Source organism: Niallia sp. M35, from assembly GCF_050971705.1.
GTDB classification, from domain to species: Bacteria; Bacillota; Bacilli; order Bacillales; family Cytobacillaceae; genus Niallia; species Niallia circulans_A.
The window spans coordinates 103,726-116,750 of sequence record NZ_JBPCEP010000003.1; the positions used below are offsets into that span (position 1 = coordinate 103,726).

Below are 13,025 nucleotides of genomic sequence, written 5' to 3' on the forward strand. Positions count from 1 at the left end.
TAAAAAAATACAGAAGCGTTTCATTTTTGTGACAAAATCCCGATTGACCTTTATTATTCTCAATTATTTGGTACAATAGTCATGGTATTTAAAACATAGAAAATAATAGGTGGGGGAAAATGAAGGAAACGACCATTGTATTTTGTTTCGTATTATTATTATTTTGCTTTCCTGCTATAAGTAATGCTAAAGATAATAAGGAACCTGAACTAATAAGTGAGGCAGCTTTCTTATTAGATAGTGATACTGGAGCGGTATTATATGAAAAGAATGGGTATAAAAAAATGTATCCGGCAAGTTTAACAAAAATAGCGACTGCCATTTATGCGATTGAGCATGGAAAATTAGATGATATTGTTACAGTAAGTGAGAACGCGTATTCAGCGGAAGGGACAAGAGTTTATTTAGAGAAAGGCGAGCAAGTAACACTGAGACATTTACTTGATGGAATGCTAATTAACTCTGGTAATGATGCAGCGATAGCTATTGCTGAATACCTAGATGGTTCTATTAGTAATTTTGAGACAAATATTAACAAGTACTTAAAGGAAAAAGTCAATGTTCATTCCACGCATTTCAAAAATCCAAATGGTTTATTTGATAAAGATCATTACACAACTGCAAACGATTTAGCATTAATCACCCAGTACGCCATGAAAAATGAAACATTTAGAGAAATATTCGGCACAGATGAATTAAAGTGGGATGGTCTGTCTTGGGATACTACATTAGTAAGCCATCATCAAATGGTAAACGGTAGTCGCCCATACGACAAAGTGACTGGCGGGAAAACTGGTTTTGTAGACGAATCAAAACAGACTTTGGCTACTACCGCTGAGAATGGGGAGCTAAGTTTGATTGCTATTATTTTAAAAGGGACATATAAGCAGGATGTATATAATGATACGGAAGAACTAATGGATTATGGCTTTAGTCAATATATGCATAAATTAGTTCCAGGAGGAAAATCATTTTTTGCTAAGGGGACAACTTATGAAACTTCAGATGAAGTTAACATAACGGTTCCACGCACAAAAGGAAAAGAAGAGGTTAGCTCTTCTGGTGTTTTAATGATTAAAAATGAGAACGATGATATTATTCAATCGGTACAATTAGCAAATGCTGAGCCAGCAGAGGAAACGTTTAAAAAGAATATTTCGGATGAAGCAGGAAGAGACGAGAAGAAATCTTCGTTTCCAGGAATAGTTTTCCTTATTCCGTTCGCCATTTATTTCATCTATGTGATAAGAAAAAAGGCAATTAAACGTTAAAAAAACGGGGAATCCCGGTTTTTAGTGGAAGGGGTGAGACTCCGCTGGGATCTGCGAAGACAGTCTGAGATCCTGTAGACCTTTAGGTCGAAGTGGCTCAGCGCGAGCCCCACGGAAAGCGAACCCCTGCAACGGAAATCAACTCTTATTTAAAAAATGTATATTTAATAAACTAAGACAAACTCCTAATTACTGAATTAGGAGTTTGTCGACAGTCTGAAAAACGGGGAATCCCAGTTTTTTTATTTATACATATTTGCAATATTTTTTTGTAATGCTTCATCTTCTAAATATTCATCGTAATTCATTTGCTTATCAACAAGTCCTTGTGGGGTAATCTCAAGAATGCGATTTGCAATTGTTGATACAAACTGATGGTCATGAGAAGTGAAAATTAATGAACCTTTAAAGTTGATTAATCCATTATTTAAAGCTGTGATGGATTCTAAATCTAAATGGTTAGTAGGTTCATCTAGAAGTAGAACATTTGCGCCACTCAGCATCATTTTAGATAACATACAACGAACTTTTTCTCCACCTGATAAAACGCTAGGTTTTTTCAATACTTCTTCTCCAGAAAATAACATGCGGCCTAAAAATCCTCTTAAAAAGCTTTCTGTTTGATCATTGGGAGAATATTGGCGAAGCCAGTCTACTAGAGTTTCGTCATCGTTATTAAAATACTCCGAGTTTTCAGCTGGAAAATAACTTTGAGAAGTAGTAACTCCCCATTTATAAGTGCCACTATCTGGCTCCATTTCGCCCGCTAAAATACGGAATAGAGTAGTCTTAGCAATTTCATTTGGACCAACTAGGGCAATCTTATCATCTTTATTCATAATAAAGCTTACATTATCAAGAACTTTAACCCCGTCAATGGTTTTTGTTAGGTTTTCAACTCTTAATAAGTCATTACCAATTTCACGCTCAGGAGTAAATGCAACATATGGATATTTTCGTGATGAAGGTTTAATGTCATCTAACGAAATTTTATCAAGTAATTTTTTTCGAGAAGTAGCCTGTTTCGACTTAGAAGCATTTGCACTAAATCGAGCAATAAAGTTTTGAAGTTCTTTAATTTTTTCTTCTTTCTTTTTGTTTGCATCGTTTGCCATTCTAGAAGCTAATTGACTTGATTCATACCAAAAATCATAGTTACCCACATAAATTTGGATTCTACTATAGTCTAAGTCTGCAATATGTGTACAAACCTTGTTTAAGAAATGTCTGTCATGGGACACAACAATTACAGTATTGTCAAAGTTAATTAAAAATTCCTCTAACCACTTAATTGCATTAATATCCAAATGGTTAGTAGGCTCATCTAGTAAAAGAACATCAGGTTCACCGAAAAGTGCTTGCGCTAATAACACTTTCACTTTATCGGAACCGTTTAATTCCGCCATTGTCTTATAATGAAGCTCCTCACCAATGCCTAATCCTTTTAAAAGAATCGCAGCTTCAGATTCTGCTTCCCATCCGTTTAATTCGGCGAATTCTCCTTCAAGCTCTGCGGCTTTCATGCCATCTTCATCTGTGAAATTTTCTTTCATGTAAATCGCATCTTTCTCTTGCATTACTTCATATAATCTTGCATGCCCCATTATTACCACTTTTAATACTTCATGTTCTTCATATTCAAAGTGATTCTGCTTTAAAACAGCAAGTCTTTCTCCAGGTCCTAAAGAAACATTCCCTGATTGAGCTTCTATTTCACCAGATAGTATTTTTAGGAAAGTAGATTTTCCTGCACCGTTTGCTCCGATTAAACCGTAGCAATTACCTGGTGTAAATTTAATATTAACATCTTCAAATAATTTGCGATCGCCGTATCGAAGACCTACATTCGTAACTGTTATCATTTAAAAATCCTCCAAACTCCAATATCCTTAAAATTATATCATTTTTCCTATCAGAGCGCGAATTATTTTAAATAAATCTTTCTTTAGATGAATTTTTCAGATGAAAGTTATCCGCATTCCAAAATAAATAATTTGCTTTAGCAAGATAAGAATCTAGTATTTATGGATTCATTTATGCTTAAAAAACCAAAAATATGAAAAATGCCCGATAGAAAAATGAAAAAATGTTTACGATAATAGAACCAAAGGGTAAAAAAATATCATAAAATAAAGGGTTTTCTTCTAATAAAGAGAATTTATTAAGAAGAGATGATAGTGTTTTAATATGTCTCTAAACTAATAAACGATTGTCTAAAATTATTTATGATTTGTTCATAATTTTTTCATAAATTTCTAGTACACTAAAACTATTAAGAAAAAAGGAGTCGTATATGATGGCTAAAAAACAGCTAGTTGATTTAGTTAATAAAATGAAAAAATCTGGTATAAAAATTAGCTTTACAAAGCCAAGATCGCAGTTTTCGGTAGCAATTCAACAGAATAGTAAATTATCGACTACGACACAGTGAGTTTATAAGCTTATTTCTATTTGAATAGTACATAATATATATTTGTTTTTGTAAATGAGATGTTTTTTTCTATAAACCAAATTGTTAAAAATTGTTCATTTTTTCACAAGGTAATTCGCTTTTCCTTTTGTATAATAATGTTATACAGAAAGGAAGGTATTGCAATGGAAATTCATCCAGTTGATAAGGCTATTAATTATGCATTGAAAAAGAAAGAAACAATCGACGATTCTTTCTTTCGTTATTTTGTAAAAGCCATTTTAGCAGGAATCTACATTGGTTTTGCTTTAATGCTGTGTTATCGTTTAGCACAACCATTTTTCGATATTCATTCGCCTGCCACCTATATGATGACTAGTTTATTTTTCGGGTTGGCGCTAGTCCTTATTTCGTATGGTGGTGGGGAGTTATTTACAGGAAACACAATGGCATTTGCTATGAGTACTTTGTCAGGAGCAACTAGTTGGAAAGATACTATTTATAATTGGGTTAGTACATATTTTGGCAACTTGGTTGGAGCGTTATTTTTTGCTTTACTAATCTATTACTCAGGCTTATTTAGCTTAGTTCCTAAAACAACTTGGCTTATGGATGTTGCTAATTCTAAAATGAGTGCTACAACAGTTGAATTATTTGTTCGAGGCATCCTTTGTAACTGGTTGGTTTGTTTGGCTATTTGGATACCGATGAATGTGAAGGGGGATGTCGGAAAAATAATTGCCACATTATTAATTGTCTTTGCCTTTATGATTTCTGGTTATGAGCATAGTGTCGCTAATATGGCGCTTTTCTCTATTGCCCTCATCGTACCACATCCAGAGACAATTACATTGGCAAATGCTTTACATAACTTAATACCTGTTACAATCGGTAATATCGTTGGCGGAGCATTCTTTGTTGGCGCATTAAACCTCTATATTTTTCCTAAGAAAAAAAGAAAAACGAATGAATCCTCTTTACGTGTTACTACACCTAAATCATTAGCAAAGTAACAGCCATTTTTTATTGACCAGAAAACTGTCGAAATCATATTTCGACAGTTTCAGTTTCTATCCTAGATGACTCATGCTTAGAGAGAAGATTAATCCCATACATGCAACAAATCCAACTGTTGGTCCTCCTTGCTCAAAAGCTTCGGGAAGCATAGTGGAGCAAACCATTGCAATTAATCCACCGGCACCAAATGACTGAATTCCAGAAAGCATTACTGCTGATGCGTTCTCTAAAAATAAATATCCCACTGAGCTGCTTATCGCGGAAATAAGGATGACACTGCTCCATAAAAATAAAATTTTCTTGTTTGAATAGTTGTCTTTTTTTAGACCCACCGTTGAAGAAAGGGATTCAGGAAAATTACTGATGAAAATGGCGATCAAAAAGAGCATGTCCACCTTCTGTGTTATTAATAGACTTAATCCTATAATCATTGATTCTGGTATCGCGTCCATCAGAGTGCCAATATAAATAGCTAGTCCGGAATGACCTTCTGGATTTTTATGTGATCGTTTCCGATTGGATCCGCCCTTTTTATAGAGAAATATTTCAATTAAAGTAAATAAACCTGCACCAGTTAAAAAAGTAATAGCTGTTGTAATGATTCCACTTTTATGTACAGATTTAATTAAAAGCTCAAAAGAAGAGGCCCCTATTAAAATACCAGTACCCAAAGCCATAAAATAAGCAATAATCCTTTTGGGTATCATTAAAAACAAACCAGCGATAGATCCCACGAGTAAGGAAAGGCTTGCTATTGCCCCCCACATTGCTGCAACTAACATATGAAATCTCCTTTTTTCTTATTCCTACCCAACTATTTTGAAATTTACACATTTAGAAGCTACTTTAAATTGGGTATTCCTATTTTGGAATATGCAATTTTTCATTCTGTTCACCTCAAGCTGATTGTAATTGAAGGGAAATTTTTCAGATTTAATTTTATGAAATGATCAGTCAAAATATCCGCTCTCCTTTTATGATAGTTGTCCATTCTTTTTTTAGACTTGTACATAGGATAATAGGGATGAATGGTTGGAGGTGTGATAAATGTCTGCTAAGAATTTTTATAATCAGTGTTCAAACGGTGTTGGAAGATGTGTAAGAATCCGAACCCATAGTGGTGAGGTTCATACCGGAATCATCGAAAGAGTCACTCCTAATAAAGTGTATATTCGACCAATAGGTGGAAATCGTCGGAGCCATGGTGGATTCGGATATGGTTATAGACGTGGTAATAGACCCGGCTGGGGCTGGGGTTGGGGCTGGGGATTTGGTGCAGCCGCTGTAGGAGTATCTTTAGGGTTAATCGCTGCATTGGCCTTTATTCCTTTCTTTTAAACGATTATTAAAGACAGATTTCTTTCTGAAAGGAATCTGTCTACATACTATAATATATTTTCAGCTTTTTCTTCAAACGCCCAAACAGGACAAACTCTAGACTCATATGATGCTTATGTGTATGAGGGAGGTGGAATAAATGAGTGGTGGCCATACAGCTGGTTTTGGTGGAGGTTTTGCTCTACTAGTAGTGCTATTCATTTTATTAATAATTGTAGGTTCTTGCTACGTCGGTTTCTGATAGGAATAAAGATAGAAAAAGGGAGTGTTTCATAAAATGGGTTACGGAGGATTTGGATACGATAATTGTGGATGCGGTTATGCTGCACCTGTTGCTGCACCAGTAGCTACTGGCGGAGGATTTGGATTCGGAAATGGTTTTGTTTTAATCGTAGTACTGTTCATTTTGTTAATCATCGTTGGAGCTGCTTGGCTATAATTTTAAATTAAAGGCTGATCCTCTACTTTCGATTAATGCCGTTAGGAGGGTGTAGCTTAGCATAATTGATAGCTTGCTAATTCATCTATATGGGAATTAGCAAGCTGCTTATTATTTTTTGTCGGAGTGCTATAACACTTCTATTTGGACAAGCACTTGTAGCGATAAAGCTTCATTCAAAATTCATCCAATTAATGTTACAATATTTTAAAGATATGTTCGGATAAAAGTGGGGAGATTTAGGTAATGATGGATAAAGCACGTAGTATTTTAAAAGAGTACTTTGGATATGACCATTTTAGAAAAGGACAAGAAGATATTATTCGCCTATTATTAAATGGTGAAAATGTTGCAGGAATTATGCCAACTGGCGGGGGGAAATCTATTTGTTATCAGGTGCCCGCGATGATTTTCCCTGGATTGACGATAGTTATATCCCCTTTAATTTCTTTAATGAAAGATCAAGTAGATGCACTAACAGAAGTTGGCATTCCAGCGACTTATATTAATAGTACGTTACATAATGAAGAAGTGCAGGAAAGGATATATGATATAAAAAACGGTCATTATAAATTACTTTATATTGCACCAGAACGACTAGAAGCAGATTATTTTACAGATTTATTAAAGGAAGTTTCCCTATCTTTTATTGCTGTAGATGAAGCTCATTGTATTTCACAATGGGGACATGATTTTCGTCCAAGCTACGCAAAGATTGGCTTTCTCATCAATAAATTAGTGGAAAGGCCACTTGTCGCTGCGTTAACAGCAACGGCAACACCTAAAGTTCATGAAGATATTTGTCAATTATTAAATATTCCTTGGGAAAATACAGTTAAGACAGGTTTTGCTCGTGATAATTTATCTTTTTCCATTATTAAAGGGCAAGATAAAGGGAAGTTTCTCGAATCCTTTTTAAAGAAAAATAAAGAGGAATCTGGGATCATTTATGCAGCGACTAGACAAGAGGTGGAAAAACTGTATGAAAGATTAGCAAAAAAAGGCTATTCAGTTGCAAAATATCATGGCGGTATGAACGATGGGCAAAGAGAGGCTGAACAGCAAGCGTTTATAAAAGATGATGTATCCATTATGATTGCCACAAATGCATTTGGTATGGGGATTGATAAAAGTAATATTCGGTATGTCATTCATTATCAGCTTCCAAAAAATATGGAGGGTTATTATCAAGAAGCGGGAAGGGCAGGACGTGACGGTCTACAGAGTAAGTGTATATTGTTATATTCAGCACAAGATATTCGGATTCAGCGTTTTCTAATTGATCAGACAATAAGCGATCCAGATAAACAGAAGCAAGATCTCGATAAATTACAATCCATGATAAATTTTTGTCATACAGAAGATTGTCTTCAAGAATATATCTTGCATTATTTTGGTGAAGAATATACAGAGAAATGCGGCCAATGTTCGAACTGTACAGATGAAAGGACGGTAATCGATGTTACAGTGGATGCCCAAAAAGTATTGTCGTGCATGATAAGAATGGGTGAAAGATTCGGAAAAACAATGATTGCACAAGTATTAACTGGTTCAAAAAATAAAAAATTAATGGATTTTCAATTAAATCAAATTAAAACATATGGCCTTATGAAAGAGCAATCAGCAAAAGAAATTAGTGATTTTATCGAGTTCCTTATTTCTGAACAATATATAGATGTAAGTACAGGTACGATGCCAATATTAAAAGTTTCCAATAAAGGAAAAGAAGTTCTTTTAGGAAAAATAAGGGTGGTCCGAAAAGAACAAATAGAGACAGTAAAAGTTAGTGAAAATAACGCATTATTTGATTACTTGAGAGGTGTTCGCAAACAATTGGCAGAGGAAGAAAACGTTCCTCCATTTGTGGTATTTTCCGATCAAACATTGCGAAATATCTCAGTGCTAATGCCAACATCGCATGAAGAATTTAGAGAGATAAAAGGGATAGGAGACCATAAGTTACAAAAATATGGAGATGTAATCATTGATCATATTTTAGCGTTTCAAAAAGAGGAGACTTATTCAGCTGACAGGGAAGATATTCATTCTTCCGAAGTAAGGACAAAAAAAGACAAAAGAGCAAAAAAACAGGTGGAAAATTCCCATCTCCATACTTTTGAGTTATGGAAAAGCGGATTATCCATTAAGGAAATCGCAAAAGAAAGACAATTAAATGTTCAAACGGTAGAAAACCATCTGCTACGCTGCGGAGAAGAAGAAATAGAGATTGATTGGACAAAATTTCTAAAGCCAGAAGATAAAACGAAGATAGTGGAAGCAATTCAAAAAGTGGGCATGGATAAATTAAAGCCCATTAAAGAAGAACTTCCAGAAGAGATTAGTTATTTTATGATTAAAGTTGCGATAATGCTAGAAAAAAGAAACCAACAAATTCGAAATTAACAAAAACGACCTCTAGATCTTGGCAGAGCCGTTATCTCGAGGACGTTTTTAGTTTTTTATATACTCTCATCTAATCTTTGTCTTAGTTCCTTTAGGCAGGCATTTAATTGTAAAACGGAAGAGAACGTACCTTGTGCTTGCAGTACATTGCCACCACCTTTCCCTTCATATCCTTGGATTGTTTCCTTAAGAAACTTTCCACAATGAAGAGGATAATCACCATTCTGCTGTATTAGTATTTTTTTATCTGTTTCCGAACTCAGGAGAATAATGCTGCTAGATTGTTTTTGCAATAGATATTTGGCAAGAATAGATAAATCCTTGATTGTTTTGTCTGCAAATGAAAGGAAAATTACTTTTTCTGTATGTGTCGAAAGAATTTGTTCTGCTAAAAACGCTATATTTTCTCTTTTTAGTGTTTCTAATTCTTTAGTTAATGCCTTTTTCTCTAATTCCACTTTATTTACACGATCTTCAAGCTGCAGTTTATTTGTTTTAAAAAACGTTCCTAAGTTATCTAATATAGATTGTGCTGTTTGATAGTCACGAATGGCTCTCCACCCACTTAAAAAGAAAATCCTCGTTTGACCACGATGTTTTTCAGTTTTCAATATTTTAAAGACGCCTAATTCTCCAGTTCTGCCTACATGTGTTCCAGCACATGCAGAAAAATCCCAATTATCGATTTCCACGATTCTTATATCACCAGTTACTTTTGGCAGCTTTCTTAAAGGAAATTTACTCACTTGTTCATAGGTTGTAATATGCGTTTTGATTTCTAAGTTTTTCATAATATAGGAATTACAGGATTTTTCTAGTTGAGTCATTTGTTCCTTTGTTAGATCAGCTGTATCTATATCAATTGTTGTGTACTCTTTTCCTAAATGAAAGCTAACTGTTGGAATTTGATATAATTCTTCCAAAACAGCTGATAACATGTGCTGAGCAGTATGCTGCTGCATATGATCATATCGTCTATCCCAATCTAATTCACATGATACGAGTTTATTTTCTGGTTTTCTTTCCATAAGGTGATAAATTTGATTATCCTTCATCTGTACATCTACGACACGAATCCCGTCAATGAATCCAGTATCTGCTGGTTGACCTCCACCTTCTGGATAAAACGCTGTTTCTTTTAAAAGGACATAAATTTGATTTTTCGTTTCGATAACTTCCTTTATGATGGTTGTCCATTTTGTTTCATATGGAGTTGAATAAAATAACTTTGTAGACATTATTAGCTCCTTCACGTTGAGTTTTCATCATATTACCATAACGATTACACTTAGTTACAGATTTTGAAAAATATTTGTTCATTTTTTTCGCTTTAAAGAAAATGGATGGTAAATGGGTACTACCCATTATGATTGTAAGTAGTAATAGGTGGTTTATTTCTTTCAATGTTTTGGTTTACATACATAATTATTAGAAGTGCTGGCAATAATAGTTTAAAAAGGGGGCGTGCTCATATGTTTTTTAATCGGAAAGGTGTGGAAGAAAAACCGGAAGAAGTGTTAATGAGTATGGAAGTATATGCATGTAATTCCTGTAACGGGTGGATGAGAAAGGATTTTGCTACAGACGATCTTCTTTGTCCTTTATGCGGAGATCAGACAACAGCTGAAATGAGAGAGCTTCCTCAAATCAGTAATTAATTATTAATCGCGAAAACTTGATAAATATATTTATTTTTGTTGTGCCAAGTCGTCGAGATTTCCTAATCAATATCCTTATTTAGGAAACTCTTCGACTTTCTTCATAAAATATTCAAGTCCTTTCATATCCCACTATTAAATCTCTCCACAGACGAATGGTTATGTGGCTATTTTGTGAATCATTTATACAAAAATGCTTTCTTATCTGTTTTATTTGATTTACAATCAAATAGAATGCAAAAAATAGATTAGGAGGATTTTTGTTGTATAACTCCATATTAATTTTCATTAGTATCCTAATCGTATATATGGCATGCTATTCTTCGTTTGATTTATTTCAATTAGTAAAAAATGGAGAGAAAAATAGTAGATTTTTGTTTTTAGCAAGCACATTTACGATAGGTTTTGGATTTTGGATTTTAAGTTTTATTGATATGATGATTAAAAATGTGTATGCAACTGCTAACTATAATATCCCTATCACTATCTTATCAATGGTAGTAGGCATATGCTTTAGTGGTATGGCATTTTATGCGCTATTAGATAAGAAAAAAAAGAAGAGAAGGATTTATGTATCTGCTTTCTTTTTTAGTCTTTCTTTATTATCAGTATCCATTATTGGTTTTTATTCAATCGGCAGTATAGTATATTATCAAATTCCGCAATTATTTATCAGTTTTTTATTGTTATTTTTTGTATTTTTTATTTCGATATGGCTATCATTTTATCCTGTTAATATCTCTGCCGTTTTTAAAAAATGGATACGTCCTGTATGTAGTTTACTAATGACAGGAGTGTGTATGATCAGTCATTTCATTCTCTTAAGTGATGTAAGTGCACCAGAAGTTTCCGTTGTGAGGGATTCCTATCAAAGCAGCTTCATTATTTACATTGCATTATTTGTTTCTGTCTTAGTTTTAGGTGGGTTAATTGGAACAAGTACCTTAATTGGAGAACGAATGGATGTAGGAGCAATTAATGTGAGAGATATGCAGCATGCTTTGGATGAGTCTGCAATCGTTGCTTTTACTGATAATAATGGAATGATTACATATGTAAACGATAAATTTGTGGAAGTATCGAAGTATAGTCGTGAGGAATTGTTAGGACAAAATCATCGTATTTTGAATTCTGGCCATCATTCGCCTGAGTTTTTTCGACAATTATGGAATACGATTAAAAAAGGGGAGATATGGAAAGGGGAGATACTCAATAAAGCAAAGGATGGTACGCTATATTGGGTTGATACCGTAATAGTCCCTTTTTTAAATAAGGAGGGGGCACCTTATCAGTATGTAGCAATAAGACGTGACATTACAGAGCAAAAAATGGTTCAGCATCAACTGGAAGAGTCTGTACGTGAAGTAAGTGACATTACCTATGCATTAGAACAATCAAGTATTATTGCATTTACAGATAAAAGAGGAATTATTACAAATGTTAATTCTAAATTTTGTGAGATATCCGGATATAGTAGACAGGAATTAATCGGGAAGACCCATCGTATTGTAAATTCTGGCTATCATTCAAAAGATTTTTTCCGAAATGTTTGGCAAACAATTGGAAAAGGAGAAATTTGGAAGGGGGAAATCCGAAATAAAAGGAAAGATGGCTCCTATTATTGGGTGGACACAACTATAGTCCCTTTTTTAGATAAAAACAATAAGCCTTATCAATACTTAGCTATTAGAAATGATATTACAGAAAAGAAACGAACAGAAGAAGTTCTTCATCGACAAGATAAATTAGCCGCGATTGGTCAATTAGCAGCTGGTGTTGCTCATGAGATCCGCAACCCTCTAACTTCCATAAAAGGATATGCGGAATTTTTGAGTATGGATGAAACCGAGAAAGATCGACAGGAATACTTTGAGATTATTCTAGATGAAATTGAAAGAGTAAACTCTATTGTCGAGGAATTCATGCTTCTTTCTAAGCCGACTGTTTCTGTATTAGAGAAAAAACCGCTACTTCCTATTATAGATAATGTTCTTTCGATTTTAGATTACCAGCTGCGAAAAAATAAAATCCAATTGAATCGCTACTACGAAGATTCCAATCCTTTCGTAGAATGTGACGAGAATAAATTAAAACAGGTTTTCTTGAACTTTATAAAGAACGCGGTCGAAGCAATGCCTGATGGGGGATCTATTGATATAAATGTAAAAAAAGAAAAGGGGAATATTTCCATTTTAATCAAAGACAGCGGAATTGGCATGTCAAAAGAGCAACTAAAAAAAATAGGTGAGCCCTTCTTTACAACTAAAAAAGAAGGCAATGGACTTGGACTAATGGTCAGTTTCAAAATAATTGAGAATTTAAATGGAAAAGTATATGTTGACAGTGAATTAAATAAAGGAACAAGCTTCCATATAACCTTACCTTCCGTTCATTAAAAAATATGTTTAAAAAGAAAACAGGTGTAAGTTAGTTGATTATTCTGACGATTCGTATTGTGTTTGTTATTGGATTGTCATATACGTAATCGA

11 protein-coding genes are annotated in these 13,025 nt (G+C 34.0%); 8 read left to right on the forward strand and 3 right to left on the reverse strand.

Translation table 11 applies throughout. From position 1 onward, the window contains the following. The first annotated feature begins 119 nt into the window (after positions 1 to 119). Positions 120 to 1,271, forward strand: a complete 1,152-nt coding sequence (locus NiCM35_RS04395) for a D-alanyl-D-alanine carboxypeptidase family protein (RefSeq protein ID WP_095328754.1) — start codon at positions 120 to 122, stop codon at positions 1,269 to 1,271. Between the two features lie 242 nt (positions 1,272 to 1,513). Here the strand turns inward: NiCM35_RS04395 and NiCM35_RS04400 are convergent, their stop codons facing one another. Further along, positions 1,514 to 3,133, reverse strand: coding sequence for an ABC-F family ATP-binding cassette domain-containing protein (locus tag NiCM35_RS04400; RefSeq protein WP_095328757.1), 1,620 nt, complete (start codon positions 3,131 to 3,133; stop codon positions 1,514 to 1,516). Positions 3,134 to 3,866: 733 nt separating this feature from the next. Between NiCM35_RS04400 and NiCM35_RS04405 the strand changes: the two genes are divergently transcribed. Continuing rightward, complete coding sequence (locus tag NiCM35_RS04405) at positions 3,867 to 4,694, forward strand: formate/nitrite transporter family protein (protein ID WP_095321507.1); 828 nt, start codon at positions 3,867 to 3,869, stop codon at positions 4,692 to 4,694. Between the two features lie 57 nt (positions 4,695 to 4,751). Here the strand turns inward: NiCM35_RS04405 and NiCM35_RS04410 are convergent, their stop codons facing one another. Further along, the gene (locus tag NiCM35_RS04410; protein WP_123257670.1) at positions 4,752 to 5,480 is read right to left on the reverse strand and encodes a ZIP family metal transporter; all 729 of its coding nucleotides are present in this window, start codon (positions 5,478 to 5,480) and stop codon (positions 4,752 to 4,754) included. A 265-nt stretch (positions 5,481 to 5,745) separates the two neighbouring features. Here NiCM35_RS04410 and NiCM35_RS04415 point away from each other — a divergent pair, with 265 nt between their 5' ends. From NiCM35_RS04415 to recQ, 4 genes are all read left to right on the forward strand, one after another. Then, positions 5,746 to 6,036 carry a hypothetical protein gene (locus NiCM35_RS04415; RefSeq protein ID WP_095328759.1) on the forward strand — a complete coding sequence of 97 codons (291 nt, stop codon included), beginning with the start codon at positions 5,746 to 5,748 and terminating at the stop codon, positions 6,034 to 6,036. A gap of 139 nt (positions 6,037 to 6,175) precedes the next feature. After that, positions 6,176 to 6,277 (forward strand): YjcZ family sporulation protein, encoded by a 102-nt coding sequence (locus NiCM35_RS04420; protein ID WP_082138378.1) that lies wholly within the window; start codon positions 6,176 to 6,178, stop codon positions 6,275 to 6,277. A gap of 36 nt (positions 6,278 to 6,313) precedes the next feature. After that, a complete protein-coding gene (locus tag NiCM35_RS04425) occupies positions 6,314 to 6,475 on the forward strand; it encodes a YjcZ family sporulation protein (protein WP_095328760.1) in 162 nt (53 codons plus the stop codon). A gap of 246 nt (positions 6,476 to 6,721) precedes the next feature. After that, positions 6,722 to 8,878 carry a DNA helicase RecQ gene (gene recQ, locus NiCM35_RS04430; RefSeq protein ID WP_095328761.1) on the forward strand — a complete coding sequence of 719 codons (2,157 nt, stop codon included), beginning with the start codon at positions 6,722 to 6,724 and terminating at the stop codon, positions 8,876 to 8,878. 56 nt (positions 8,879 to 8,934) lie between these two features. Here recQ and NiCM35_RS04435 read toward each other — a convergent pair whose 3' ends face one another. Beyond that, positions 8,935 to 10,116, reverse strand: coding sequence for an alanyl-tRNA editing protein (locus tag NiCM35_RS04435; protein WP_433778751.1), 1,182 nt, complete (start codon positions 10,114 to 10,116; stop codon positions 8,935 to 8,937). A 234-nt stretch (positions 10,117 to 10,350) separates the two neighbouring features. On the opposite strand from NiCM35_RS04435, the gene NiCM35_RS04440 reads away from it, so the two are divergent. Further along, positions 10,351 to 10,536: a cold-inducible protein YdjO-related protein gene (locus NiCM35_RS04440; protein ID WP_095328763.1), complete on the forward strand. Its 186-nt coding sequence runs from the start codon at positions 10,351 to 10,353 to the stop codon at positions 10,534 to 10,536. Between the two features lie 263 nt (positions 10,537 to 10,799). Continuing rightward, positions 10,800 to 12,932 (forward strand): PAS domain S-box protein, encoded by a 2,133-nt coding sequence (locus NiCM35_RS04445; RefSeq protein ID WP_235850202.1) that lies wholly within the window; start codon positions 10,800 to 10,802, stop codon positions 12,930 to 12,932. Positions 12,933 to 13,025 lie beyond the last annotated feature (93 nt).

Bases quoted from the DNA above. Each gene is read 5' to 3' on its own strand.
- NiCM35_RS04410 (WP_123257670.1), bottom strand. From the start codon at position 5,480: ATGTTAGTTGCAGCAATGTGGGGGGCAATAGCAAGCCTTTCCTTACTC.
- NiCM35_RS04420 (WP_082138378.1), top strand. From the start codon at position 6,176: ATGAGTGGTGGCCATACAGCTGGTTTTGGTGGAGGTTTTGCTCTACTA.
- NiCM35_RS04400 (WP_095328757.1), bottom strand. From the start codon at position 3,133: ATGATAACAGTTACGAATGTAGGTCTTCGATACGGCGATCGCAAATTA.
- NiCM35_RS04395 (WP_095328754.1), top strand. From the start codon at position 120: ATGAAGGAAACGACCATTGTATTTTGTTTCGTATTATTATTATTTTGC.
- NiCM35_RS04425 (WP_095328760.1), top strand. From the start codon at position 6,314: ATGGGTTACGGAGGATTTGGATACGATAATTGTGGATGCGGTTATGCT.
- NiCM35_RS04440 (WP_095328763.1), top strand. From the start codon at position 10,351: ATGTTTTTTAATCGGAAAGGTGTGGAAGAAAAACCGGAAGAAGTGTTA.
- NiCM35_RS04415 (WP_095328759.1), top strand. From the start codon at position 5,746: ATGTCTGCTAAGAATTTTTATAATCAGTGTTCAAACGGTGTTGGAAGA.
- recQ (WP_095328761.1), top strand. From the start codon at position 6,722: ATGATGGATAAAGCACGTAGTATTTTAAAAGAGTACTTTGGATATGAC.
- NiCM35_RS04435 (WP_433778751.1), bottom strand. From the start codon at position 10,116: ATGTCTACAAAGTTATTTTATTCAACTCCATATGAAACAAAATGGACA.
- NiCM35_RS04405 (WP_095321507.1), top strand. From the start codon at position 3,867: ATGGAAATTCATCCAGTTGATAAGGCTATTAATTATGCATTGAAAAAG.